This window comes from Leisingera sp. MMG026 (assembly GCF_021654205.1).
Lineage (GTDB): Bacteria > Pseudomonadota > Alphaproteobacteria > Rhodobacterales > Rhodobacteraceae > Leisingera.
In genome coordinates this window covers 107242-128484 of the sequence record NZ_JAKFZM010000005.1, presented here as the reverse complement: position 1 = coordinate 128484, position 21243 = coordinate 107242, and the positions used below count along the sequence as shown (strand labels likewise).

Below are 21243 nucleotides of genomic sequence, written 5' to 3'. Positions count from 1 at the left end.
CGGGAGTGTCTGAATATGCATGAGTTTTGTAACATTCCCGGGCTGCGCGCCGATGGCAGCTGGGACCTGCCGGAGCGGCTGAACATGGCCGCCCAATGCCTGTCGCATCCTGCTGAGGCTGTGGCGCTGATCGATATGACCGGCCCTGCGCGCCGCAGCTTTTCTTATGGCGCGCTGTCCGAGATGGTGGATGCCCTGGCTCGCTACCTGCTGACCCGCATCCAGCCGGGCGACCGCGTCGGCGTGCTGCTGAGCCAGTCGCCATGGTGTGCTGCAGCGCATCTGGCCATCTGGAAGGCGGGCGGCATCTCGGTGCCGCTGTTCAAGCTGTTCAAACGCGACGCGCTGGCCTCCCGCGCTGGCGATGCTGGTGTGCGCTTTGTCTTTACGGACCAAGAAGGCGCGGAGCTGCTCGGCGATCTGGCCGAAGCGGTGATGGCTGACACCGCTGGAATAGACGGCCCGCCGGTTGCTTTTGCCGATACCGCGCCTGAAACCCCCGCGGTGCTGATATACACTTCGGGCACCACCGGCAGCCCAAAGGGTGCGCTGCACGGCCACCGGGTGCTGACCGGCCACCTGCCGGGCATTTCGATCAGCCATGACCACTTGGGCCAGCCGGGCGACTGCCTGTGGACGCCTGCCGACTGGGCCTGGATTGGCGGATTGTTCGACGTGCTGATGCCGGGTTTGGCGCTGGGCGTGCCGGTGGTGGCAGCACGGCTGGACAAGTTCACCCCAGAGGCCTGCGCAGATCTGATCGCAGCGGCCGGCGTGCGCAATATCTTCTTCCCGCCAACTGCCTTGAGAATGCTCAAGGCAGCCGGGCAGGGGCTCAACGGTCTGCGCTCGGTTGCCAGCGGCGGAGAGCCCCTGGGCGCGGAGATGCTCGCCTGGGGCCGGCGGGAACTGGGCGTAACGATTAATGAGTTCTACGGCCAGACCGAGTGCAACATGGTTGCCTCCTCCTGCGCAGCGGATTTTGAACCGCGTCCGGGCTGCATTGGCAAACCGGTGCCGGGGCATGAGCTGGCGGTGATCGACGAAGCGGGCAATGTCACAGGTGCCGAGGGCGACGTCGCCATCCGCCGCGGCTCTGCCTCGATGCTGCTGGAATATTGGAACCGGCCTGAGGAAACTGCCGAGAAGTTCCGCGGCGACTGGCTGGTGACTGGCGACCGCGGCATCTGGGAGGGCGACTACCTGCGTTTTGTGGGCCGCGAGGATGACGTGATCACCTCCGGCGGCTACCGCATCGGTCCGGCAGAGATCGAGGATTGCTTGATGACCCACCCGGCAGTGGCGACGGTGGGCGTGGTTGGCAAGCCTGATCCTCTGCGCACCGAGATCGTCAAGGCCTATGTGGTGCTGAAAGCTGGTGCCAAAGCCTCGGAACAGGAACTGCAGGACTACGTCAAAGAGCGCCTCGCGCAGTACTCCTACCCGCGTGAGGTGGCGTTCCTTGAGGCGCTGCCGATGACCGTGACGGGGAAGGTTATCCGTAAGGAACTGAAGACGCGGGCTGCGGGGGAGGTAAATCGATGAGACTATGGAAAAATTCCTTTTTAGCCGCAGGAGCAGCTGCTGCGCTTGTGTCTCCAATTCAAGCAGCGGGGGAAGTGCAGGCGCTCTTTGATACCGCTGGTTTCCTCAACGCCTGTACGGGGTTCGTCTCAAACGGTGCCTTTGCACTCCCGATGGACAGTCAATGTGTCACGCAGGCTGTACGTATGTGCAATTTGAGCCATGAAATGAAAGCTCAGCAGTACTGCGTTGAAAGCACCGCTGTCTGGATGGAAGAGGACGGAGACAAAATCATCCGTCAGATGCCGGGCTTTGACAGAAGCGTTCTTGAGAGCAGCGGTGCTGCGGGTCTTTCACTGCCTCTGCCGGAATTGAGTGCAGAACCGGATTGCACCAAGATGTCAGACCCCAGTCTGACGTCGGAAATACTGTGCCGCTATTCAGATGCGCTTTCAGAATGGCTCAAGCTGAGAAATATGATGCGCAGTCAGGCAATGACAGGCGCCGCAAGCCAATGACCCATGGTGTTGCATACCCGGCGTACGCTGCCCCAACCGGAAATAAAGATCTCAACCCTATCACGGGAGAGTGGACATGAAACTCACATCCAAGGCGATGCCTTCCTCTGAAGGTTTCAAGCAAAACCGCGAGGCGCATCTGGACGCGCTCGGGCAGATCAGCGAGGCGGCAGAGGCCGCGCGCATGGGCGGCGGCGAGAAATCCCGCGCCCGCCACGAAGGCCGCGGCAAGATGCTGCCGCGCCGCCGGGTGGCGAACCTGCTGGATCCAGGGTCTCCGTTCCTGGAGATCGGTGCAACTGCGGCCCATGCCATGTATGACGGTGCCGCCCCCGGCGCTGGGGTCGTGGCGGGCATCGGCCGGGTGCACGGCCAGGAGGTCATGGTGGTCTGCAATGACGCCACCGTGAAGGGCGGCACCTATTTCCCGATGACGGTGAAGAAACACCTGCGGGCGCAGGAAATTGCCGAGGAGAACCGTCTCCCCTGCATCTATCTGGTGGACAGCGGCGGTGCCAACCTGCCGCAACAGGATGAGGTCTTCCCCGACCGCGACCATTTCGGACGCATTTTCTACAATCAGGCGCGGATGTCGGCCAAGGGTATTGCCCAAATCGCCGTGGTCATGGGCTCCTGCACTGCAGGCGGGGCCTACGTTCCTGCCATGTCCGACGTGACCATCATTGTGAAAGAGCAAGGGACCATCTTCCTTGCAGGCCCGCCGCTGGTGAAGGCCGCGACGGGGGAGGTCGTAAGCGCCGAAGAACTGGGCGGCGGCGATGTGCACACGCGCCTGTCAGGCGTGGCCGATTACCTGGCCGAAGATGATGCCCACGCGCTGGCGCTGGCGCGGCGCGCGGTGCAGTCCCTGAACATCACCAAGCCGCTGACGGTGAATTGGGCCAGCCCCGAAGAACCCGCTTATGACCCTGAGGAAATCCTTGGCGTGGTGCCAGGTGACCTGCGCACGCCTTACGACATCCGCGAGGTGATTGCGCGGCTGGTCGATGGCTCCCGCTTTGACGAATTCAAACCGCGTTTCGGTGAAACTCTGGTCACTGGTTTTGCCCATGTCAAAGGCTGCCCTGTAGGCATCATCGCCAACAACGGTGTGCTGTTCTCGGAAGCTGCCCAGAAGGGCGCGCATTTTGTGGAACTGTGCAGCCAGCGCAAGATCCCGCTGGTGTTCCTGCAAAACATCACCGGTTTCATGGTCGGCCGTAAATACGAAAACGAAGGCATCGCCCGCCATGGCGCCAAGATGGTGACCGCGGTGGCGACCACCAATGTGCCGAAGGTGACAATGCTTGTCGGCGGCTCCTTTGGAGCCGGCAATTACGGCATGTCAGGCCGGGCTTACCAGCCGCGGTTCCTGTGGTCCTGGCCCAACTCCCGCATCTCGGTGATGGGCGGCGAGCAGGCGGCAGGCGTGCTGGCGACGGTCAAGCGCGATGCCATCGAACGTCAGGGCGGCAGCTGGAGCGCCGCGGAAGAAGCTGATTTCAAACGCCCCACCATTGAGATGTTCGAGGAGCAGAGCCACCCGCTTTATGCCTCTGCACGTCTCTGGGACGACGGCATCATCGACCCGCGCAAGAGCCGCGATGTGCTGGCGCTGTCGCTCAGCGCCGCGCTGAATGCCCCGATTGAAGACACACGCTTCGGCGTGTTCCGGATGTGAGGACCTCCCATGTTTGACAAGATTCTGATTGCCAACCGCGGAGAGATTGCCTGCCGCGTGATGGAAAGTGCCCGCGCCATGGGAGTGCGGACCGTGGCCGTCTATTCAGACGCCGATGCGGCCGCCAAACATGTGGCGCTGGCGGATGAGGCCGTGCATATCGGCGGCCCGGCGCCTGCGGACAGCTATCTGCGCGGTGCGGAAATTCTCCGCGTGGCCAAGGCGACCGGCGCCCAGGCGATCCACCCCGGTTATGGCTTCCTGTCGGAAAATCCGGACTTTGTTGAGGCGGTGGAGGCCGCGGGCCTCACCTTCATCGGCCCGTCCGCAGACGCGATCCGCAAGATGGGCCTCAAGGATGCCGCCAAGGTGCTGATGGAAGAGGCCGGCGTGCCAGTGGTGCCGGGCTATCACGGTGCCAATCAGGATGCGGGCTTCCTGCAGGAAGAAGCGGGCAAGATCGGGTATCCGGTGCTGATCAAGGCCGTGGCCGGCGGCGGCGGCAAGGGCATGCGGCTGGTCGAGAACGCGGCGGAGTTTGCAGATGCCCTGAACAGCGCCCAGGGTGAGGCCACCACGGCCTTCGGCAATCCGGATGTGCTGATCGAGAAATACATTCAGCAGCCGCGTCATATTGAGGTGCAGGTCTTTGGCGACGGCACCCATGCGGTGCATCTGTTTGAACGCGACTGTTCGCTGCAGCGCCGCCACCAGAAAGTGATCGAGGAGGCCCCCGCACCGGGCATGACGGCTGAGATGCGCGAGGCAATGGGGCGGGCCGGCGTGCGCGCGGCTGAGGCGATCGGCTACAGGGGGGCAGGCACCGTCGAATTCATCGTCGATGGCTCGGACGGCCTGCGCACCGACGGCTTCTGGTTCATGGAAATGAACACCCGCCTGCAGGTGGAGCATCCGGTGACCGAACTGATCACCGGTGTCGATCTGGTGGAGTGGCAGTTGCGGGTCGCCTCAGGTGAGCGCCTGCCTGCCCGGCAGGAGGATCTGACGATCAGCGGCCACGCGTTTGAAGCGCGGCTTTATGCGGAAGATGTGCCAAAGGGCTTTCTGCCTGCAACCGGCACGCTGACGCATTTGTCTTTCCCGGCGGAGGCCCGTGCCGACAGCGGCGTGCGGGCAGGCGACGCCATCAGCCCCTGGTATGATCCGATGATTGCCAAGGTGATCGTGCATGGCTCCACCCGTAAGGTGGCGTTGTCTCGTTTGGCCCGTGCGTTGGAAGAAACCCAGGTGGGCGGCACCGTCACCAACCTTGCTTTTCTCGGCGCGCTGGCAGCGCACGAAGGGTTTGCGCAGGGCGACGTCGACACCGGCCTGATCGCCCGCGATCTGGAGGCATTGGTGGCTGCGCCAAAGACTGAGCTGCGCCACAAAGCGGCCGCTGGTATGGTGGCACTTGGTCTGGTGGAAGTCGTGCAGGAAACCGGTTTCACGCTTTGGGCGCCGCTGCACCGCGCTATCACGCTCAGTCATTTGGAGGAGGAGTTCACAGCTGACGTGCAGGTGGACGGGCCGGACCGGCAGCTGTGGACGGTGAATGGCGAAACCGTGCTGGCCGAGCGCAGCCTGGGCCATTGGCGCATTGAGGGGCGCCGGATGCCCGTAACCTCGCAGGCCGGCCCGCTGATCACGGTGTTTGACGCTTACGGCCTGGAATTTGCCGTTGTGGATCCGCTGGATCGTGATGCGGCTGCAGGCGGCGACAGCAACGTGGTTGAGGCGCCGATGCCGGGGCTGGTCAAAGCCGTATTTGCCAAAGCCGGCCAGCCGGTGGCGGAAGGTGACAGGCTTGCCATTCTGGAGGCGATGAAGATGGAGCATTCGCTGCTGGCCGCCCGCGACGGCGTGGTTGCTGAGGTGCTTGCCGCCGCTGGCGACCAGGTCGAGGCCGGCGCGGCGCTGGTGCGGCTGGAAGAGGAAGGCGGCTGACCGTGCGCCTGCGGCAGCTGTCCGGAATTGGGTATTTAAGACCAGAAAGAAGCAGGAGGCCCGGCGATGGCTGAGCGTGTCGAAATTTTCGAAGTCGGTCCGCGCGACGGGCTGCAGAATGAAAAGCGTGAAATCCCCGTGGCGGAGAAGGTCGCGTTAACAAACTGCCTGAGCCGGGCCGGGTTTTCGCGGATTGAGGTGGCGAGCTTTGTGTCGCCCAAATGGGTGCCGCAAATGGCGGGCAGCGCCGAGGTGCTGGCTGGCATCACCCGCGCGCCTGGCGTGCGGTATGCGGCACTGACACCCAATATGCGCGGTTACGAGGATGCTGTAGCTGCCAAGGCGGATGAAATCGCGGTCTTTGCCTCCGCCTCCGAAGGGTTCTCCAAGGCCAATATCAACGCCACAATCGAGGAAAGCATCACACGCTTTCTGCCCGTTTTGGAGGCTGCCAAGGAGAACGGGCTGCCGGTGCGGGGCTATGTCTCCTGCGTGACCGACTGTCCTTTTGACGGGGCAACACCGCCGGAGAAAGTGGCGGAGGTGGCCGAACGGCTGTACGCCCTCGGTTGCTATGAGGTCTCACTGGGCGACACCATCGGGCAGGGTACCCCGGAGGCAATCACCGCGATGCTGGGCGCCGTCACCGCACGGGTGCCTGCGGCCAGGCTTGCGGGGCATTACCACGACACCGCGGGCCGGGCGCTGGACAATATCGAGGTCTCGCTGGATCAGGGCGTGCGGGTCTTTGATGCTGCCGTGGGCGGTCTGGGCGGCTGTCCTTACGCGCCGGGGGCTGCGGGCAACGTGGCGACGGAAGCGGTGCACAAGCGCCTGACCGAGTTGGGCTATGACACGGGGCTGGACGGTAACGTGCTGGAAAAGGCTGCGGCACTGGCCCGTTCGATGCGCGGCCTGCAATAGATTTCAGCGGAGAAGCAAGATGTTTGAGACAATCACCCTGGACACTGACGCCCGTGGCGTCTGCACCCTTACTCTGAACCGTCCGGACAAACACAACGCCATGTCCGGCCAGATGCTGCAGGAGTTGATTCTGGCGGCCCGGCGGCTGAACGAAGACGAGACCGTCCGTGTTGTGGTGCTGACCGGTGCAGGCAAGAGTTTTTGCGCCGGCGGCGATCTGGGCTGGATGCGGGATCAGATGGATGCGGATGCCGGAACCCGTGGCCGCGAGGCGCGGGTGCTGGCAGAGATGCTGATGGCGCTTAACACCCTGGCTAAGCCGGTGATCGGCGCGGTGCAAGGCAATGCCTTTGGCGGCGGTGTTGGTATGGCCTCGGTCTGTGACGTTGCCATCGGCGCGGACCATCTGAAGATGGGGCTGACCGAGACCAGACTGGGACTGATTCCCGCCACCATCGGCCCTTATGTCATTGCCCGCATGGGCGAAGCCAAAGCGCGGCGTGTCTTCATGTCGGCCCGCCTGTTCGGCGCGGCAGAGGCAGTGGAGCTGGGGCTGCTGGCCAAAACCGTGCCCGCAGATCAGCTGGCAGAGGCGGTCGAAGCGGAGGTCGCACCTTATCTGAACTGTGCGCCGGGCGCCGTCGCTGCCGCCAAGAAGCTGGCCCGCGACTTGGGGCCGCAACTTGATGACGCTGTGATTGACCATACAATCAAGGCGCTGGTGGCGCGTTGGGAAGGCGACGAGGCGCAGGAGGGCATCAGCGCATTTTTTGAAAAGCGCAAACCTGCCTGGCAAGGCTGAAATACCGGTAAAAATGAGTCATGTTTTGATGGCGGCCGCGGTTTCCCCTGCGGCCGCTTTCCTTATGAAATAACTAAGGAATTACGCGCATGTTGCGGCTGTGCTTTTTCCTGTCACAAACCCTTGTAGATTAACCTTGCTTTAGTTGACGCTGTGGGGGCGGGGGGGTATGCACAGGGCAAATCAACACGCCAATTGACGTCGCGCGGGAAACCGCCGGGAAAAGGAGCTGCTCTTGGAAGAGATGTTGAGGGAATACCTGCCGATCCTGGTTTTCCTGGCCGTTGCGGCAGGATTGGGCATTGTCCTTATCCTGGCAGCCGTTGTGCTGGCGGTCCGCAACCCGGACCCGGAAAAGGTCAGCGCTTATGAGTGCGGCTTCAATGCCTTTGATGATGCCCGTATGAAATTCGACGTCCGGTTCTATCTGGTGTCGATTCTCTTCATCATTTTTGACCTGGAAATCGCATTCCTGTTTCCCTGGGCCGTCGGTTTTAAGGACATCAGCGACACTGGGTTCTGGTCGATGATGGTGTTCCTGGGCGTGCTGACCATCGGCTTTGCCTATGAATGGAAGAAAGGGGCGCTGGAATGGCAGTGATGACCGGAGCCAACACCGCGGGTGTGGACAAGGAAGTTGTCACCCAGGCCCTGAATGCTGAATTGCAAGACAAGGGTTTCCTGCTGACGTCGGCAGAAGACATCATCAATTGGGCGCGCACCGGCTCGCTGCACTGGATGACCTTCGGTCTGGCCTGCTGCGCGGTGGAGATGATGCACACCTCGATGCCGCGCTATGATGCCGAGCGTTTTGGCATCGCGCCACGCGCCTCGCCGCGCCAGTCGGACGTGATGATCGTTGCGGGCACCCTCACCAACAAGATGGCGCCGGCCCTGCGCAAGGTTTATGACCAGATGCCTGAGCCGCGCTACGTGATTTCGATGGGATCCTGCGCCAATGGCGGCGGCTATTATCATTACAGCTATTCCGTCGTGCGCGGCTGCGACCGGGTTGTGCCGGTTGACGTTTATGTGCCCGGCTGCCCGCCGACGGCAGAAGCGCTGCTGTATGGGTTGATGCAGCTGCAGCGCAAAATCCGCCGCACCGGCACCCTTGTTCGCTAAGGCGGGAGAGAGCAGATGACTGAAGCACTGAATGAACTCGGCGCCCAGATCGAAGCCAAACGCCCCGATTGCGTGGTGGCCTGGGACGTGTCCTTTGGCGAGCTGAACATTGACGTGACGCCCTCGAATATCGCCGGTCTGGTGGAGTTTCTGAAATCGGACCAGAACTGTAAGTTCTCCTCGCTGGTGGATATTACAGCGGTGGACTACCCGGAACGGGGCAAGCGGTTTGATGTCGTCTATCACTTCCTGTCGATGTACCGGAACCAGCGGATCCGCCTGCGCACTGCGGTGCGCGAAGATGAAATGGTGCCCTCGATCGTCGATGTGCACCCTTCGGCAAACTGGTTCGAGCGGGAAGTCTACGACATGTTCGGCATCCTGTTCTCCGGCCACCCGGACCTGCGCCGGATCCTGACCGACTATGGCTTCCGCGGCTACCCGCTGCGCAAGGATTTCCCGACCACCGGCTATACCGAAGTGCGCTATGACGAGGCGCAAAAGCGCGTGGTTTATGAACCGGTGAAGCTGGTGCAGGAATACCGCCAGTTTGATTTCATGTCGCCCTGGGAAGGTGCCGAATACATCCTGCCCGGCGACGAGAAGAAGGAGGGCGCAAACTGATGTGGTTTGAACCTCTGGCTGAATTGGGGACCTTGCTGGCGGGCTGTGCGGCCATGCTGGGTGCGGCAACGCCTTTTTTTAAAAAAACGATGTTTTTTGAGGGCACTCCCTCAGTAAGGGAGTGCTCGAAACCGCGAAGAATTTCACAGACGAACTCTTGCTCGGAGGTGCTGTAATGGACGGCTCCAAATTCAATGACGGCAGCGTTGATGCGCTGAGCGGCGAGCAGAAGATCCGCAACTTCAACATCAACTTCGGCCCGCAGCACCCTGCGGCGCATGGGGTTTTGCGTCTTGTGCTGGAACTCGACGGCGAAATTGTCGAGCGTTGCGATCCGCATATCGGCCTCTTGCACCGCGGTACTGAGAAGCTGATGGAAAGCCGCACCTACCTGCAGAACCTGCCGTATTTCGACCGCCTTGATTACGTGGCGCCGATGAACCAGGAACATGCCTGGTGCCTGGCCATCGAAAAACTGACCGGTGTCGAGGTTCCCCGCCGCGGCCAGTTGATCCGGGTGCTCTATTCGGAAATCGGCCGCGTTCTGAACCACCTTCTGAATGTCACCACGCAGGCAATGGACGTTGGCGCGCTGACCCCGCCGCTGTGGGGCTTTGAGGAACGCGAAAAGCTGATGGTCTTCTACGAGCGCGCCTGCGGTGCGCGCCTGCACGCGGCCTATTTCCGCCCTGGCGGCGTGCATCAGGACATTCCGGACGATCTGCTGGACGATATCGACCTCTGGGCGCTGGAATTCCCCAGGGTACTGGACGACATCGACGGTCTTCTGACCGAAAACCGCATCTTCAAGCAGCGTAACTGCGATATTGGAGTGGTGACCGAGGAAGAGATCCAGCAATACGGCTTCTCGGGTGTCATGGTGCGCGGTTCCGGCCTCGCCTGGGACCTGCGCCGCGCGCAGCCCTATGAATGCTATGACGAGTTTGAGTTCCAGATCCCCGTCGGCAAGAACGGCGACTGCTACGACCGTTACCTCTGCAGGATGGAAGAGATGCGCCAATCGACCTCGATCATCCGCCAGGCAATTGTCAAACTGCGCGAAGCCACCGGCGACGTGATAGCCCGCGGCAAGCTGTCCCCGCCCAAGCGCGGCGACATGAAGACCTCGATGGAAAGCCTGATCCACCATTTCAAGCTCTACACCGAAGGCTTCCACGTCCCCGCAGGCGAGGTTTACGCCGCCGTCGAGGCACCCAAGGGCGAGTTCGGCGTCTATCTGGTGGCGGACGGGTCCAACAAACCCTACCGCTCCAAGATCCGCGCGCCGGGTTTCCTGCACCTGCAGGCGATGGACCACGTGGCCGGCGGCCACCAGCTGGCCGATGTCGCGGCCATCATCGGCACCATGGACGTCGTGTTCGGGGAGATCGACCGTTGAGCCTGCCCGCCCTGTTTCATCTTTCTAAAAATACTCCCGCCGGAGGCATCCGTGCGGGCAACACCCACCAAAAGGTGATCTGATGCTGCGCCGTCTCCACCACGAACAACCCGACAGCTTTGCCTTCACTCCGGCCAATCAGGCCTGGGCTGAAGCGCAGATCACCAAATATCCCGAAGGCCGCCAGGCCTCGGCGGTTATTCCGCTCTTGTGGCGTGCGCAAGAACAGGAAGGCTGGGTCACCAAACCCGCTATTGAGGCCATCGCAGATATGCTGGGCATGGCTTATATCCGGGTGCTGGAAGTCACCTCTTTCTACTTCATGTTCCAGATGCAACCCACAGGGTCTGTTGCCAATATTCAGATCTGCGGCACCACGTCCTGCATGATATGCGGGGCTGAGGACCTGGTTGCGGTCTGCAAGGAAAAAATCGCCGCAAAGCCGCACACCCTGTCGGCGGACGGCAAATTTTCCTGGGAAGAGGTTGAGTGCCTGGGGGCCTGCACCAACGCTCCGATGGCGCAGATCGGCAAGGACTATTACGAGGACCTGACGGTTGAGACCTTTACCATGCTGCTGGACAATCTGGCCGCAGGCAAAATGGTGACGCCGGGCCCGCAGAACGGGCGGTACGCAGCTGAACCTGAATCGGGCCTCACCTCGCTGACTGACTTTGACAGCGGCAAGACCCAGTACAATGCTAGCGCGCAGCTGGCGATGGACATCAAGGACGGCGTCAAGCGTATCCAGGGTGATGAAGTGCCGCTGCTGACTCCTTGGGTCGGCAAGGACGGCGTTGTTGCCGGCCGGGCCGCGGCAGATGCGCCGCCCAAAGCACCGGAAGCGCCCAAACCTGCCGCGAAACAGGCGGAAGAAGCTGCCAAGGCGGCCCCCAAAAAGTCGGACGCGGCTGAGCCTTCCTCTCCGGAAGGGGCGGCGGCAAAACCTGCGGCGGACAGCCAGCCCGAGGAAGCCCAGCCGGAAATCCTGAAGGAAGCCCGCGGCGGCCTGGCAGATGATTTGAAACTGCTCAAAGGGGTTGGCCCCAAGCTGGAGCAAACCCTGAACGAGCTTGGGTTCTTCCATTTCGACCAGATTGCCGACTGGACTGAGGCCGAGGTGGCTTGGGTTGATGCGCGGCTCAAGTTCAAGGGCCGGATCACCCGCGACGGCTGGATCGAACAGGCCAAGCGGCTGCAGGTGGGCGACGAGACCGAATTCGCCAGACGTGCCAAGGAAGAGCACATTTACGACGACGGCAAAGACGACTGATCGGGATGCGGCTCTGCAAGGCCGCGCTTGGGTGATAGGGAACAGATGAGCAAGGAACAGGACCAGGCTATCGCTGCAAAGGGCCGGCATATTGCGCTTGTGATTGCCGGGACCATTTTGCTGTGGATCGCCGTGTCGCTGTTCGTCGGCCCCATGCTGGGGCTGCCGGGGCGCTATGCCTTGCTGTTCGACTTCGCCGCGCTGGCAGGCATGATCTATGCCCTGGTCAACATATTTCAACTCTGGCGCATGCGCCGGGCCAATGAACAAGAAAACCAAAGGTAGGCACACATGCTGAAGGATCAGGACCGGATCTTTACCAACCTTTACGGGATGCACGAACGTAACCTGGCGGGCGCCAAGGCGCGCGGCCATTGGGATGGCACCGCCGGCATCGTTGAAAAGGGCCGTGACTGGATCATTCAGACCATGAAAGACAGCGGCCTGCGCGGCCGCGGCGGTGCGGGTTTCCCGACCGGTCTGAAGTGGTCCTTCATGCCCAAGGAAAGCGATGGCCGCCCAGCCTTTCTGGTGATCAACGCGGATGAATCCGAGCCTGGCACCTGCAAAGACCGCGAAATCATGCGCCATGATCCGCATACGCTGATCGAGGGCGCACTGATCGCCAGTTTCGCGATGAACGCGCATACCTGCTACATTTATCTGCGCGGCGAATACATCCGCGAGCGCGAGGCGCTGCAGGCCGCGATCGACGAATGCTATGATCAGGGCCTGCTGGGCCGGAACGCGGCCGGCTCTGGCTGGGACTTCGACGTCTTCCTGCACCACGGGGCAGGGGCCTATATCTGCGGCGAGGAAACTGCCCTGATTGAAAGCCTCGAGGGCAAGAAGGGCATGCCCCGGATGAAGCCGCCGTTCCCGGCGGGTGCGGGTCTTTATGGCTGTCCGACCACGGTGAACAACGTGGAATCCATCGCTGTTGTGCCGACCATCCTTCGCCGCGGTGCCGATTGGTTCGCAGGCTTTGGCCGCCAGAACAACGCGGGCACCAAGCTGTTTGCGATCTCCGGTCATGTGAAAAACCCCTGTGTGGTTGAAGAGGCGATGTCGATTGGATTCGAGGAACTGATCGAAAAGCACTGCGGCGGCATCCGCGGCGGCTGGGACAACCTCTTGGCGGTGATCCCCGGCGGCTCTTCGGTGCCTTGCGTGCGCGGCGAGAACATGCGCGACGCAATCATGGACTTCGACTACCTGCGCGGCGAGCTGGGCTCTGGCCTTGGCACCGCGGCGGTCATCGTGATGGACAAGCAGACCGACATCATCAAGGCGATCTGGCGCCTGGCCAAGTTCTACAAGCACGAAAGTTGCGGCCAATGCACCCCGTGCCGCGAAGGCACCGGCTGGATGATGCGCGTCATGGACCGCCTGGTAAAGGGCGAGGCCGAGCTGGAAGAGATCGACATGCTGTGGGACGTGACCAAACAGGTCGAAGGCCACACCATCTGCGCCCTTGGCGACGCGGCGGCCTGGCCGATCCAGGGCCTGATCAAGAACTTCCGCGAGGAAATCGAAGACCGCATCAAGGCCCAAAAGACCGGCCGTATGGGCGCGATGGCGGCGGAATGAAGAAACTCGCGACGATACTCTTTCTGGCATGGGGGCCAGCTTCTGCAATGGAGCTGCCGTACCCGCCGTATGAGTTCTCGCTGTACCTGTCCTGGGAGCAGGTCGCCGTCGATGTTGCAAAGCATTGTAAGACCTTAGCAATCGACAAAGAGCAGTATCGTGTCCTTGAAGAAGAAAATTTTCAGTTGCTAGAGCGGGAAGGATTCTCGCGTGACAATTGGCGAAATGAAATGAAGGAAGTCCCGGTAGGGATCAGAGATCAAGTGAACTTCGAGTTCTATTTTGCCTATGGCATTCGGAGTGGAACGCTTGAGAGCGAATGGTGCCATGCGGGGCGGCAAGTGATGAAAAAACAAAAGTATTTGGACCAGTTGTTGACTGAGTAATGGTGGTAACTTGATGGAAGCCTTTGACGCATATTCCCACGCTCTGGCCGCGCTGGTGATCTTTACCCTGATCATCCTGGTGCTGTCGCCGTTTTCGGCGTTGGCCAAGCAGAAGGCAGGCCTTGCGCCCGGCGCCACGCCGCAAGAGGACTATGCCGAAAAGGCCTACCGTCTGAACCGGTGCTACCTCAATGGCTGCGAAACCCTGCCTGCCTTCCTGACAGTGACATTGGCGGCGATCCTGGCGGGCGCGGCGCCGTTCTGGGTAAACTTCCTGGCCTCGCTGGTGCTGGTGTCGCGGGTGATCATGATCCTTATCCATCTGCGCGGCAGCGGCAAACCGCATGGCGGGTTGCGCTCGATTTTCTACGTGATTGGCTGGTCCTGTATGGGCGGCCTGGCAATTTTGACTTTGGTGGCAGTATTTTGAGCATTCTAACGACATACCGGATGGCCCTGCCGGTGGCCTGTTTGGCAGTTGCGGCGCTGGTCACGGCCTGCGGTTCCTCAACCACCAACAAAAACCGCGAGCTGTATGACGGCATCCCGTTCAAGGCTAAGGCCAAGCCGGTGGACAAGAAGGTGAACCGCGCTGATTTCTCCATTGAAATCAAGGGCGCCGACCGCTCCGTCACCGGCGCGCGCGCGGCTGCGGCCCACGCCGGAACTACCTATTGCGTTGTGAACTATGGTTCTTCCAAAATCGATTGGGCGGTGGACCCTGCCGATCAGGATACGCAGCTGACACTGACCGACGGCAAGGCCGTATTCCAGGGAACCTGCACACCGTGAGCGGATTTCCGGCATATCAGGGCTGGCCGGTCCGGCTGCTATTGAATAGCAGCGCCGCGCGCTTGAGCAGTGTGAGCTTCAAACTGAAGGAGTTCTTTGCCATGCGTGCCCTGATTGCTGTTGCCCTGTCTGCCTTTGTTGCCCTGCCGGTTTCGGCACTGGCCAAACCGTCGCTGCGCGATGTCGCCGAAATCGAAGCCCCCCTGTTTGCGGTGGCCATGGCCAAGGAGGTCTCGGACCACTGCGACCGCCTTGCGCCGCGCTACTTCAAGGGGCTGGGCGAGTTGCGCAGGCTCAAAGCGCGGGCAAACGCGCTGGGATACACGGACACGGAAATCCGGGCCTATATCGACTCGGATGCTGAAAAGGCCCGTATGCGTGCCAAGGGCGAGCGTCTGCTGGCGCAAAACGGCGTCTTTTACGAACAACCGGAAACCTTCTGCGCCTATGGCCGCGCGGAAATCGAAAAGAACAGCGCGATCGGCGTGTTACTGAGGGCGAAATAGACCATGTCTGACCTCCGCAAGATCAACATTGACGGAACCGAGATCGAGGTGGACGGGGCGATGACCCTGATCCAGGCTTGTGAGGAGGCCGGTGTCGAGATCCCGCGCTTCTGCTACCATGAGCGCCTGTCGATTGCGGGCAACTGCCGCATGTGCCTTGTTGAAGTTGTCGGCGGCCCGCCGAAGCCGGCCGCGTCCTGCGCGATGCAGGTGCGCGATCTGCGCCCTGGGCCGGAAGGACAGGCGCCGCAGGTGAAAACCAACTCGCCGATGGTCAAGAAGGCCCGCGAAGGCGTGATGGAATTCATGCTGATCAACCACCCCCTGGACTGCCCGATCTGCGACCAGGGCGGCGAATGCGACCTGCAGGACCAGGCGATGGCCTATGGCATCTCTGCCAGCCGCTTCAAGGAAGCCAAGCGCGCGGTGGATGATCTGGACCTTGGCCCGCTGGTCGGCACCGCTATGACCCGCTGCATCAGCTGCACCCGCTGCGTGCGCTTCACCTCTGAGGTGGCCGGCATCACCCAGATGGGGCAGACCGGGCGCGGCGAGGATGCAGAGATCACCTCCTACCTGAACCAGACGCTGCAATCGAACCTGCAGGGCAATATCATTGACCTTTGCCCGGTCGGCGCGCTGACGTCGAAACCTTATGCCTTCACCGCCCGTCCGTGGGAGCTGACCAAGACCGAAACCGTCGACGTGATGGACGCATTGGGATCGAACATCCGCGTGGACACCAAGGGCCGTGAAGTGATGCGTATCCTGCCGCGCAACCACGACGGCGTGAACGAGGAATGGATCAGCGACAAGACGCGTTTTGTCTGGGACGGATTGCGCCGCCAGCGCCTTGACCGTCCTTATGTGCGTGTGGACGGCAAGCTTAAGCCTGCCTCCTGGCCGGAAGCGCTTACTGCCGCAGCCAATGCCATGAAGGGCAAGAAAGTTGCCGGTCTGATCGGCGATCTGGCACCGGTTGAGGCCGCCTTTGCCCTGAAACAGCTGGTCGAAGGCCTGGGCGGCAAAGTGGAATGCCGCACGGACAACGCCCGCCTGCCCATAGGCAACCGGGCGGGTTATGCCGGCACCGCGGCCATCGAAGACATCGATAGCGCCGAATACATTCTGTTGGTCGGCACCAACCCGCGTGATGAGGCCCCGGTGCTGAATGCGCGCATCCGCAAGGCCTGGCTGAACGGCGCGAAGATCGGCAATATCGGCCAGCCGGCGGATCTGACCTATGACGTGTTCCAGATGGGGGCAGGGCGCGACGCGCTTGCCGGTCTGGAAAAGCATGAATTTACTGACATCCTGGAGAAGCCTTCGGTAATTGTCGTGGGCGCCGGCGCTTTGCGTGAAGCGGACGGGCTTGCTGTTCTGGCTCATGCCATGCATGCGGCCGAACGCACCAACGGCAAGCTGCTGATCCTGCACACCGCTGCGTCCCGTGTGGGGGCAATGGATGTGGGGGCCGTCACCGACGGCGGCATGGAAGCAGCCATCGACGGCGCCGAGGTGATCTATAACCTTGGTGCGGATGAGGTCGAAATCGACAGGTCTGAAAGCGGGGGCGCTTTTGTGATCTACCAGGGCTCCCATGGCGACCGCGGCGCACATCGCGCTGACGTGATCCTGCCGGGCGCTGCCTATACCGAAGAAAACGGCTTGTTCGTAAACACCGAAGGCCGTCCGCAGCTTGCGATGCGTGCAGCATTCGCACCGGGTGAAGCCAAGGAAAACTGGGCCATCCTGCGCGCCCTCAGCGCCGAAGTTGATGCCAAGCTGGGCTATGACTCTCTGGCGCAGCTGCGCCAAGCGCTGGTGGCTGAGGTGCCGCATCTGGCCAGGATTGACGAAGTGGCAGAGAAAACAGGCGACGCGCTGGAGCTGGACAAGCTTGGCAAGGCTGACTTCCTGCCTGCAGTTAAGGACTTCTACCTGACCAACCCGATTGCCCGCGCCTCGCAGCTGATGGCGGAACTGTCGGCGGGTGTGAAAGCCCGCGAAACCGGGAAACTGGCTGCCGAATGATCCGCTTTGCCCTCATAACGCCCTTTCTGCTGGCCGCCTGTGCAATGGCGCCCGGCAGCGAAGGCGGGCGGCCCGCCCCGATCTATGAAGGGGTGGAAACCAGCCTGCTGGAGGGCGATCTGGTGCAATTTCACGTCTCCATGCGCGGCGCAACCGTGCAGGAAGACCTCGACAACTATGCGGAATGTGCCGCCGCGCAATATGCGCTGATCCGGGACTACGGGTTTGCACGCCATGTGCGCACAACAATGAAACAGGCAGGGGGCAGCCGGACCGCTGATGCGGTCTATCTGATTTCGCCCTCTCTGCCGCGCGGGCTGCGCACCATAGACGCTGAAGTCGTGGTTGCGGATTGCGCGGCAAACGGAATACCGACGGTGTGAGGACCTATGGCTGATTTCTTTAACACTCCAGGCGGCATCGCTGTTCTGATCCTGGCGCAAGTGCTTGCAGTTGTTGCCTTTGTGATGATCTCGCTGCTGTTCCTTGTCTACGGGGACCGCAAGATCTGGGCCGCGGTCCAGATGCGCCGGGGACCGAACGTGGTGGGCGTCTTCGGCCTGCTGCAATCGGTGGCCGACGCGCTGAAATATGTGGTCAAGGAAGTGGTGATCCCGGCCGGCGCCGACCGCCCGGTCTTTATCCTGGCGCCGCTGACGTCTTTTGTGCTGGCGATGATCGCCTGGGCGGTGATCCCGTTCAACGACGGCTGGGTGCTGTCGGACATCAACGTCGCCATTCTTTATGTCTTTGCGGTCTCCAGCCTTGAGGTCTACGGCGTGATCATGGGCGGCTGGGCCTCGAACTCGAAATACCCGTTCCTGGGCAGCCTGCGCTCTGCCGCACAGATGATTTCTTACGAAGTATCGCTGGGGCTGATCATCATCGGTATCATCATCTCCACCGGTTCGATGAACTTCGGCGACATCGTGCGGGCGCAGGACGGCGATCTGGGCCTCTTGAACTGGTACTGGATCCCGCATTTCCCGATGGTCTTCCTGTTCTTCATCTCGGCGCTGGCAGAAACCAACCGCCCGCCGTTTGACCTGCCGGAAGCGGAATCGGAGCTGGTGGCGGGTTATCAGGTGGAATATTCGGCAACGCCTTTCCTGCTGTTCATGGCCGGTGAATACATCGCCATCTTCCTGATGTGCGCACTGACGTCGCTCTTGTTCTTCGGCGGCTGGCTGTCGCCGATCCCGGGCTTGCCCGACGGCGTGCTGTGGATGGTTGCCAAGATGGCATTCTTCTTCTTCCTCTTCGCGATGGTCAAGGCGATCACCCCGCGCTACCGCTACGACCAGCTGATGCGGCTGGGCTGGAAAGTGTTCCTGCCGTTCTCGCTGGCCTGGGTGGTCTTCGTGTCCTTTGCCGCAAAATTCGACTGGTTCTGGGGCATCTTCGCCCGCTGGACCGTGGGGGGCTAAACAGCGATGGGCGTCGATATCGAGCTCTTCGAACGGCTGGCCGACTTGTCGGCCCGCTTCCAGCCGGAAGGCCGGACACTCATGCTTGGGCGCCATTCCTTCCAGGTGGAGGATCATATCAAACACAAGTTTGACCGGATCCTGCGCAAGAAGGGGCTCGATCTGACCCATACGGAACTGCTGCAGGAGGACGGTTATTGCGAAACCCTGATGCGGAAACTGGGGTTTGGCGACATGGAGACGATGGACTTTTCGGATTATGAGGGTGCGACGATCCTCCATGACCTGAACCGCCCGGTGGCTGCCGAGCTGGAAGGGCAGTTCGATCTGATCTTTGACGGCGGTACGATTGAGCATGTCTTTAATGTGCCGATGGCGCTGGAAACTGTATTCCGGATGCTGAAACCGGGCGGGCGGTTTATTTCCGCCAACGGGTTCAATGGCTGGCCCGCGCATGGCATCTACCAGTTCAATCCGGAACTGGTCTGGACGTTTTGGGGACGCAACTGCGGCTGCACGGTGCATGATTGCCGCGGCATCCACAAACGGCCGCGCGGCGGCGACTACCATATCGAATTCCAGGACCCCGCAGAGACCGGCAAACGGATGCGGCTTAAGGGCAAGATACCGGAGGGGCGCATGTACCTCTACTACGAGATCGAAAAGACCAAGGATTCAGTGATGAAAGACCTGGTTCTGCAAAGCGACTATGAAACCAAGTGGCACAGCCACGGAAACGCCGGCGCAACCCGGCTTGATGACGAAATGGCTCCGCAATGACCCAAATCGACTACACCCGCGCCGCCAAATACTTCCTGCTGCAGGATTTCTGGGTCGGCTTCAAACTGGGGATGAAGTATTTCTTCGCCCCCAAGGCCACCCTGAACTACCCGCATGAGAAGGGCCCGCTGTCACCCCGCTTCCGCGGCGAGCACGCGCTGCGCCGCTATCCGAACGGCGAAGAGCGCTGCATTGCCTGTAAGCTCTGCGAAGCGGTCTGCCCGGCGCAGGCGATCACCATCGACGCGGAACCGCGCGAGGATGGCAGCCGCCGCACCACGCGGTACGACATCGACATGACCAAATGCATCTACTGCGGCTTCTGCCAGGAAGCCTGCCCGGTGGATGCCATTGTCGAAGGCCCGAACTTTGAGTTCGCCACCGAAACCCGCGAGGAGCTGTTCTACGATAAGGACAAGCTGCTGGCCAACGGTGAACGCTGGGAAGCAGAGATTGCCCGCAACCTGGAAATCGACGCGCCGTACCGATGAGAGAGCAGCGCAAAAGTTTTCAAAAACTTTTGCCAAGAATTTTTGAAAATTCTTGGACGGAGGACAGGACATGACCAAACAGCCGCCCAATCCGTTTGAGGCCATGATGGCCCAGATGCAGACCCAGGCGCAGGAGATGGCCAAGGCCTTCAACCCGGCGCTGGAGAACTTCTCGCCCTCGGAGGCTTTCAAGGAGTTCGAAAGCTTATGGCCCACCATGCCCAAAGAGGTCATGGAAATGATGTTCGGCAACACCGTCAATAAGGACGGGCTGGATGCCAAAACCCGGCTGCTGCTGACACTGGCCGGACTGACAATGCAGGGCGCGCAGGCTGATTCAGCGGTGCGCCAGACCGTGCGCCACGCCCTGGCGGCAGGCGCAAAGAAACAAGAGATCGTGGAAACGATCGGACAGATGTCGGTGTTCGCCGGCATTCCGGCCATGAACCGGGCGCTGGATCTGGCGCAGGGTGTCATGGACGACAACAAGGACGATGAGACATGAGCGTTTTTGCCTTCTACCTCTTCGCCGTCAGCGCCATCACCGGCGGGCTGTTCACTGTGATCAGCCGCCAGCCGGTCCATTCGGTGCTGTGGCTGATCCTGGCCTTTATTTCTTCGGCCGGGCTGTTTGTGCTCTTGGGGGCGGAGTTTGTCGCCATGCTGCTGATCATCGTCTATGTAGGCGCGGTCGCGGTGCTGTTCCTGTTTGTGGTGATGATGCTCGACGTGGATTTTGCCGCGCTGAAGGCCGAGATGGCGCGGTACTTGCCGCTGGCGCTGCTGATTGGCCTGGTCATTCTGATGCAGTTCGTGATGGCCTTCGGCGATTGGGAAACTGCGGATAAGGCGCCTGAGCTGCTGGCCAATCCGGTGCCTGCCGACCTCCACAACACCGAAGCGCTCGGCCACATTATCTATGATGAATATATCCTTCTGTTCCAGCTGTCGGGCTTGATCCTGCTGGTCGCTATGATTGGCGCGATTGTGCTGACCCTGCGCCACCGCCAGGACGTCAAGCGCCAGGACGTGGTTGCCCAGATGATGCGCGACCCGGCCGTAGCGATGGAACTCAAGGACGTGAAACCGGGGCAGGGGCTGTGAGCACATGATCGGACTTGAACATTATCTGACCGTCGCGGCGACGCTGTTCGTCATCGGCATCTTCGGGCTCTTCCTGAACCGCAAGAACGTGATCATCCTGCTTATGAGCATCGAACTGATGCTGCTGGCGGTGAACATCAATCTGGTCGCTTTCTCCAGCTTCCTGGGCGATCTGGTGGGGCAGGTCTTTACCCTGTTTGTGCTGACCGTGGCCGCCGCCGAGGCCGCCATCGGCCTGGCGATCCTGGTCTGCTTCTTCCGTAACCGCGGCACCATTGCCGTCGAAGACGTCAACGTGATGAAGGGCTGAAGAAAC

General features: G+C 61.2%; 25 protein-coding genes. All 25 read left to right on the top strand.

The genetic code is table 11. The features are described from left to right. Positions 1-15: 15 nt before the first annotated feature. Positions 16-1545 (top strand): AMP-binding protein, encoded by a 1530-nt coding sequence (locus L1069_RS04320; protein WP_237454896.1) that lies wholly within the window; start codon positions 16-18, stop codon positions 1543-1545. After that, the gene (locus L1069_RS04315) at positions 1542-2042 is read left to right on the top strand and encodes a hypothetical protein (RefSeq protein WP_237454895.1); all 501 of its coding nucleotides are present in this window, start codon (positions 1542-1544) and stop codon (positions 2040-2042) included. Before L1069_RS04320 ends, L1069_RS04315 begins: the two co-directional genes overlap by 4 nt. A 76-nt stretch (positions 2043-2118) precedes the next feature. Continuing rightward, the gene (locus L1069_RS04310; RefSeq protein ID WP_237454894.1) at positions 2119-3723 is read left to right on the top strand and encodes a carboxyl transferase domain-containing protein; all 1605 of its coding nucleotides are present in this window, start codon (positions 2119-2121) and stop codon (positions 3721-3723) included. 9 nt (positions 3724-3732) lie between these two features. Further along, entirely contained in the window at positions 3733-5670 is a 1938-nt protein-coding gene (locus L1069_RS04305; RefSeq protein ID WP_237454893.1) for an acetyl/propionyl/methylcrotonyl-CoA carboxylase subunit alpha, read from the top strand. A gap of 66 nt (positions 5671-5736) precedes the next feature. Next, positions 5737-6594, top strand: coding sequence for a hydroxymethylglutaryl-CoA lyase (locus L1069_RS04300; protein WP_237454892.1), 858 nt, complete (start codon positions 5737-5739; stop codon positions 6592-6594). A gap of 19 nt (positions 6595-6613) precedes the next feature. Further along, positions 6614-7396: a crotonase/enoyl-CoA hydratase family protein gene (locus L1069_RS04295; protein ID WP_237454891.1), complete on the top strand. Its 783-nt coding sequence runs from the start codon at positions 6614-6616 to the stop codon at positions 7394-7396. Positions 7397-7631: 235 nt separating this feature from the next. Continuing rightward, positions 7632-7997, top strand: a complete 366-nt coding sequence (locus L1069_RS04290; protein WP_024090668.1) for an NADH-quinone oxidoreductase subunit A — start codon at positions 7632-7634, stop codon at positions 7995-7997. After that, complete coding sequence (locus L1069_RS04285; RefSeq protein WP_027258414.1) at positions 7988-8521, top strand: NADH-quinone oxidoreductase subunit B; 534 nt, start codon at positions 7988-7990, stop codon at positions 8519-8521. The genes L1069_RS04290 and L1069_RS04285 overlap by 10 nt, the downstream gene beginning before the upstream one ends. Before the next feature lie 15 nt (positions 8522-8536). Continuing rightward, complete coding sequence (locus L1069_RS04280; RefSeq protein WP_129371401.1) at positions 8537-9145, top strand: NADH-quinone oxidoreductase subunit C; 609 nt, start codon at positions 8537-8539, stop codon at positions 9143-9145. 175 nt (positions 9146-9320) lie between these two features. Next, the gene (locus L1069_RS04275; RefSeq protein WP_237454890.1) at positions 9321-10544 is read left to right on the top strand and encodes an NADH-quinone oxidoreductase subunit D; all 1224 of its coding nucleotides are present in this window, start codon (positions 9321-9323) and stop codon (positions 10542-10544) included. An 82-nt stretch (positions 10545-10626) separates the two neighbouring features. After that, positions 10627-11817, top strand: coding sequence for an NADH-quinone oxidoreductase subunit E (locus tag L1069_RS04270; RefSeq protein ID WP_237454889.1), 1191 nt, complete (start codon positions 10627-10629; stop codon positions 11815-11817). Positions 11818-11862: 45 nt separating this feature from the next. After that, positions 11863-12102 carry a DUF5337 domain-containing protein gene (locus L1069_RS04265; protein ID WP_237454888.1) on the top strand — a complete coding sequence of 80 codons (240 nt, stop codon included), beginning with the start codon at positions 11863-11865 and terminating at the stop codon, positions 12100-12102. A 6-nt stretch (positions 12103-12108) separates the two neighbouring features. Beyond that, a complete protein-coding gene (gene nuoF, locus L1069_RS04260; protein WP_129371397.1) occupies positions 12109-13407 on the top strand; it encodes an NADH-quinone oxidoreductase subunit NuoF in 1299 nt (432 codons plus the stop codon). Then, entirely contained in the window at positions 13404-13793 is a 390-nt protein-coding gene (locus tag L1069_RS04255) for a hypothetical protein (RefSeq protein ID WP_237454887.1), read from the top strand. Before nuoF ends, L1069_RS04255 begins: the two co-directional genes overlap by 4 nt. Before the next feature lie 13 nt (positions 13794-13806). Beyond that, positions 13807-14223 (top strand): MAPEG family protein, encoded by a 417-nt coding sequence (locus L1069_RS04250; RefSeq protein WP_237454886.1) that lies wholly within the window; start codon positions 13807-13809, stop codon positions 14221-14223. Next, positions 14220-14585 carry a hypothetical protein gene (locus tag L1069_RS04245; protein ID WP_237454885.1) on the top strand — a complete coding sequence of 122 codons (366 nt, stop codon included), beginning with the start codon at positions 14220-14222 and terminating at the stop codon, positions 14583-14585. Before L1069_RS04250 ends, L1069_RS04245 begins: the two co-directional genes overlap by 4 nt. A 101-nt stretch (positions 14586-14686) precedes the next feature. Beyond that, positions 14687-15091 carry a DUF5333 domain-containing protein gene (locus L1069_RS04240; RefSeq protein WP_237454884.1) on the top strand — a complete coding sequence of 135 codons (405 nt, stop codon included), beginning with the start codon at positions 14687-14689 and terminating at the stop codon, positions 15089-15091. 3 nt (positions 15092-15094) lie between these two features. Further along, positions 15095-17125 (top strand): NADH-quinone oxidoreductase subunit NuoG, encoded by a 2031-nt coding sequence (nuoG, locus tag L1069_RS04235; protein ID WP_237454883.1) that lies wholly within the window; start codon positions 15095-15097, stop codon positions 17123-17125. After that, positions 17122-17508, top strand: a complete 387-nt coding sequence (locus tag L1069_RS04230; protein ID WP_129371393.1) for a hypothetical protein — start codon at positions 17122-17124, stop codon at positions 17506-17508. Before nuoG ends, L1069_RS04230 begins: the two co-directional genes overlap by 4 nt. Before the next feature lie 6 nt (positions 17509-17514). Then, positions 17515-18552, top strand: a complete 1038-nt coding sequence (nuoH, locus tag L1069_RS04225) for an NADH-quinone oxidoreductase subunit NuoH (RefSeq protein ID WP_129371392.1) — start codon at positions 17515-17517, stop codon at positions 18550-18552. 6 nt (positions 18553-18558) lie between these two features. Next, positions 18559-19332: a methyltransferase domain-containing protein gene (locus L1069_RS04220; RefSeq protein WP_129371391.1), complete on the top strand. Its 774-nt coding sequence runs from the start codon at positions 18559-18561 to the stop codon at positions 19330-19332. Then, on the top strand, positions 19329-19823 hold the full coding sequence (gene nuoI, locus L1069_RS04215; protein WP_129371390.1) for an NADH-quinone oxidoreductase subunit NuoI: 495 nt from the start codon (positions 19329-19331) through the stop codon (positions 19821-19823). The genes L1069_RS04220 and nuoI overlap by 4 nt, the downstream gene beginning before the upstream one ends. A gap of 70 nt (positions 19824-19893) precedes the next feature. Further along, entirely contained in the window at positions 19894-20328 is a 435-nt protein-coding gene (locus L1069_RS04210) for a carboxymuconolactone decarboxylase family protein (RefSeq protein ID WP_237454882.1), read from the top strand. Then, a complete protein-coding gene (locus tag L1069_RS04205; protein ID WP_237454881.1) occupies positions 20325-20927 on the top strand; it encodes an NADH-quinone oxidoreductase subunit J in 603 nt (200 codons plus the stop codon). Before L1069_RS04210 ends, L1069_RS04205 begins: the two co-directional genes overlap by 4 nt. A gap of 4 nt (positions 20928-20931) precedes the next feature. Further along, entirely contained in the window at positions 20932-21237 is a 306-nt protein-coding gene (nuoK, locus tag L1069_RS04200) for an NADH-quinone oxidoreductase subunit NuoK (protein WP_008553673.1), read from the top strand. The last annotated feature ends 6 nt before the right edge of the window (positions 21238-21243 follow it).

Bases quoted from the DNA above. Each gene is read 5' to 3' on its own strand.
- L1069_RS04320 (WP_237454896.1), top strand. From the start codon at position 16: ATGCATGAGTTTTGTAACATTCCCGGGCTGCGCGCCGATGGCAGCTGG.
- L1069_RS04315 (WP_237454895.1), top strand. From the start codon at position 1,542: ATGAGACTATGGAAAAATTCCTTTTTAGCCGCAGGAGCAGCTGCTGCG.
- L1069_RS04310 (WP_237454894.1), top strand. From the start codon at position 2,119: ATGAAACTCACATCCAAGGCGATGCCTTCCTCTGAAGGTTTCAAGCAA.
- L1069_RS04305 (WP_237454893.1), top strand. From the start codon at position 3,733: ATGTTTGACAAGATTCTGATTGCCAACCGCGGAGAGATTGCCTGCCGC.
- L1069_RS04300 (WP_237454892.1), top strand. From the start codon at position 5,737: ATGGCTGAGCGTGTCGAAATTTTCGAAGTCGGTCCGCGCGACGGGCTG.
- L1069_RS04295 (WP_237454891.1), top strand. From the start codon at position 6,614: ATGTTTGAGACAATCACCCTGGACACTGACGCCCGTGGCGTCTGCACC.
- L1069_RS04285 (WP_027258414.1), top strand. From the start codon at position 7,988: ATGGCAGTGATGACCGGAGCCAACACCGCGGGTGTGGACAAGGAAGTT.
- L1069_RS04280 (WP_129371401.1), top strand. From the start codon at position 8,537: ATGACTGAAGCACTGAATGAACTCGGCGCCCAGATCGAAGCCAAACGC.
- L1069_RS04275 (WP_237454890.1), top strand. From the start codon at position 9,321: ATGGACGGCTCCAAATTCAATGACGGCAGCGTTGATGCGCTGAGCGGC.
- L1069_RS04270 (WP_237454889.1), top strand. From the start codon at position 10,627: ATGCTGCGCCGTCTCCACCACGAACAACCCGACAGCTTTGCCTTCACT.
- L1069_RS04265 (WP_237454888.1), top strand. From the start codon at position 11,863: ATGAGCAAGGAACAGGACCAGGCTATCGCTGCAAAGGGCCGGCATATT.
- nuoF (WP_129371397.1), top strand. From the start codon at position 12,109: ATGCTGAAGGATCAGGACCGGATCTTTACCAACCTTTACGGGATGCAC.
- L1069_RS04255 (WP_237454887.1), top strand. From the start codon at position 13,404: ATGAAGAAACTCGCGACGATACTCTTTCTGGCATGGGGGCCAGCTTCT.
- L1069_RS04250 (WP_237454886.1), top strand. From the start codon at position 13,807: ATGGAAGCCTTTGACGCATATTCCCACGCTCTGGCCGCGCTGGTGATC.
- L1069_RS04240 (WP_237454884.1), top strand. From the start codon at position 14,687: ATGCGTGCCCTGATTGCTGTTGCCCTGTCTGCCTTTGTTGCCCTGCCG.
- nuoG (WP_237454883.1), top strand. From the start codon at position 15,095: ATGTCTGACCTCCGCAAGATCAACATTGACGGAACCGAGATCGAGGTG.
- L1069_RS04230 (WP_129371393.1), top strand. From the start codon at position 17,122: ATGATCCGCTTTGCCCTCATAACGCCCTTTCTGCTGGCCGCCTGTGCA.
- nuoH (WP_129371392.1), top strand. From the start codon at position 17,515: ATGGCTGATTTCTTTAACACTCCAGGCGGCATCGCTGTTCTGATCCTG.
- L1069_RS04220 (WP_129371391.1), top strand. From the start codon at position 18,559: ATGGGCGTCGATATCGAGCTCTTCGAACGGCTGGCCGACTTGTCGGCC.
- nuoI (WP_129371390.1), top strand. From the start codon at position 19,329: ATGACCCAAATCGACTACACCCGCGCCGCCAAATACTTCCTGCTGCAG.
- L1069_RS04210 (WP_237454882.1), top strand. From the start codon at position 19,894: ATGACCAAACAGCCGCCCAATCCGTTTGAGGCCATGATGGCCCAGATG.
- L1069_RS04205 (WP_237454881.1), top strand. From the start codon at position 20,325: ATGAGCGTTTTTGCCTTCTACCTCTTCGCCGTCAGCGCCATCACCGGC.
- nuoK (WP_008553673.1), top strand. From the start codon at position 20,932: ATGATCGGACTTGAACATTATCTGACCGTCGCGGCGACGCTGTTCGTC.